3 protein-coding genes are annotated in these 2,464 nt (G+C 64.9%); all 3 read left to right on the plus strand.

Annotated elements, in window-relative coordinates:
• The coding region (locus VMS96_08265) for an FtsX-like permease family protein (protein ID HVP43414.1) at positions 1 to 471 on the plus strand (471 nt) is incomplete at its 5' end.
• 310 nt (positions 472 to 781) lie between these two features.
• The gene (locus VMS96_08270; GenBank protein HVP43415.1) at positions 782 to 2,119 is read left to right on the plus strand and encodes an IS110 family transposase; all 1,338 of its coding nucleotides are present in this window, start codon (positions 782 to 784) and stop codon (positions 2,117 to 2,119) included.
• Between the two features lie 35 nt (positions 2,120 to 2,154).
• Positions 2,155 to 2,313, plus strand: coding sequence for a hypothetical protein (locus VMS96_08275; protein ID HVP43416.1), 159 nt, complete (start codon positions 2,155 to 2,157; stop codon positions 2,311 to 2,313).
• Positions 2,314 to 2,464 lie beyond the last annotated feature (151 nt).

Here is a 2,464-nt window from a genome sequence, read left to right on the forward strand (position 1 = left end):
GCTTCGTCCATTGATCCCGCCGCCGCCAACTTCACCGCCGCCCCGCTCGCCGAGTACAACGGACTCCTGCTCTTTCCGCTCAAGGTGGCGGCCAGCCTCCTGGCAGCGCTCGGCGTCATCGCCTTCCTGCTGGCCGGCGTCGGCCTCTACGGCGTCATCAGCTACAGCGTCAGCCGCCGAACCCGCGAACTCGGCATCCGCATCGCACTCGGCGCCCGGCCGGGCGAAGTCTTCGGAACCGTGCTGCGCGAAGGCCTGCTCCTCACCGCCGCCGGTGTAGCCGCCGGCCTGGCCCTGGCCCTGGCCTCGATGCGCCTCCTCGCCAGCCTGCTCGTGGGCGTCAGCCCCTTCGACCTCACGACCTTCGCCGCCTCCGCCCTCTTCCTCGCCGCCGTTGCCGCCATCGCGACCTTCCTCCCCGCCCACCGCGCCACCCGCATCGAGCCCCTGACCGCCCTGAGATCCGAGTAGCGCGGGCCTTATAGTAGATCCGAAACGAAATAGAGATGTGGGTGAGGTGATTTGGGGAGGCAGCACCAGGCGCTGGTGCACGACCTCTTTTCGAGGGCTTTTCACCGCTCAACAAAACTCGTAAGAATGTTTTGAGCGGGCATCCCGCTGCTACGAATCCGCGGGCCAAACATGCGATGTTTCCCAGGAGTCTTTCGAGCAGCGGGATGCGCTTGGTTCCTTGACGAATACTCAGAAGACGTCTGAACCTAGACTCACTATAAGGCTTTCGGCGGAGCCAGGCCAGCCCGTTCGATGAGGAGGCTTGGATATGACAGAAGCTACGCAAACGGCGACGGCCGAAAAAGAATGGGCTGCCTGGGCAGCCATCGATTGGGCCGATCAGAAGCACGCCTGGATTCTGCTCCCTGCCGGTGAGCGGGAGCCGGAAACCGGGGAGGTGGAGAGCACCCCGGAAGCGGTGGACGCCTGGGCGGCGGAACTGCAGCAGCGCTTTGCCGGCCGGCCGGTGGCGGTTTGTCTGGAACAGAGGCGAGGGCCCCTAGTGTACATGCTGGCCAAGTACGCGCACCTGGTGCTGTTCACCGTGCACCCGACCACCGCGGCGCAGTACCGGGAGACGTTCGCTCCCTCGGGAGCCAAGGACGACCGCAACGATGCGGCCTCCCTGTTGGACCTGCTGTTGCGCCATCGCGACCGCCTGCGGCCGCTCGAGCCGGACACGGTGGAGACACGGCTGATCCAGTTTCTGGCCGAAGAACGGCGACAGATGGTGGACCTCAAGACGGCCCAGAGTAATCGTTTGAAGGCCTGCCTGAAACTCTATTTCCCCCAGATTTTGCAGTGGTTCGGCGATGTGAGCACCCCTCTGGTGGGTGATTTGTTGGAGCGCTGGCCGACTTTGGAGCAGTTGCAGCGGTCGCATCCGGGAACCCTGGGGAAGTTCTTCCGGGAGCACAACTGTCGCAGCCAGGAGTGGATCGAAGAGCGTGTCGCGGCGATCCGCAACGCCGTGCCAGCCACCAACGACCAGGCGGCGTTGCGGGCTGGGGTGGCGACCGCGCGCGGGCTGGTGGGTTTGATCGAGAAACTGCGCAGCCATATCGCCAGCCTGGACCAGCAACTGGCGGAGTTGGCGGCTGAGCATCCGGACGGCGCCCTGTTCCGTTCTTTTCCTGGCGCCGGCAAGGTCCTGGTGCCGCGGCTAATCGCCGCTTTCGGGACACGGCGGGAGCGGTTCGACAAAGCCTATGAAGTACAGTGCTACAGCGGCATCGCACCGGTCACCCGCGCCAGCGGCAACAACCACCAGGTGCACTTCCGGTGGGCGTGTCCGAAGTTCCTGCGCCAGACCTTTCATGAATATGCCGGGCACTCCCTGGTCAAGTCCCCCTGGGCGCGCGCGTTCTACGACCACCTGCGCCAGGAAGAGCACAAGAATCACCACGCCGCCGTGCGGGCCCTGGCATACAAATGGATCCGTATCATCTTCCGCTGTTGGAAGGACGGCAAACCGTACGACGAGCGGATCCATCTGCAATCCCTGGAGCGTCACGGCCAGGCGCGGGTGGGCCTGTCGGCTGTCAGCACCAAGTTCAAGTGGAATACGGTCGCCGGATTCCAGAAGTTTTCCACAAATAACTCTTGACAGACGAGCTCAGAAGACTCCTGGCCTGCGAGCTTTTGCTTGTCCTTCTCCGCCACCGCCACCGGGCCATCCCCAGCCCCAGCACCCCTCCTGCCATCAACGCCATCGCTCCCGGTTCCGGCACCGCGGCCTCCGGCGACCCCGGATCCGTCCACGGCACCGCCGCGACGAACCGCTGCGACGACTTGTTGTAGGGCACGAATACCCGCACCTCCGAGAGAAAGTCCGCCTTGATCGACCCGTTCGCGTACGCATTCCGCGCCAGCGCCACGTACGGCGCCGCCGCCGGGTCCGCCGGAGCGTCCAGCGTGCCCATGATCTGCCAGATCGCCATCGAAATCGGCC

This window comes from Terriglobales bacterium, from assembly GCA_035543055.1.
Classification (GTDB): Bacteria; Acidobacteriota; Terriglobia; order Terriglobales; family Acidobacteriaceae; genus JAIQFD01.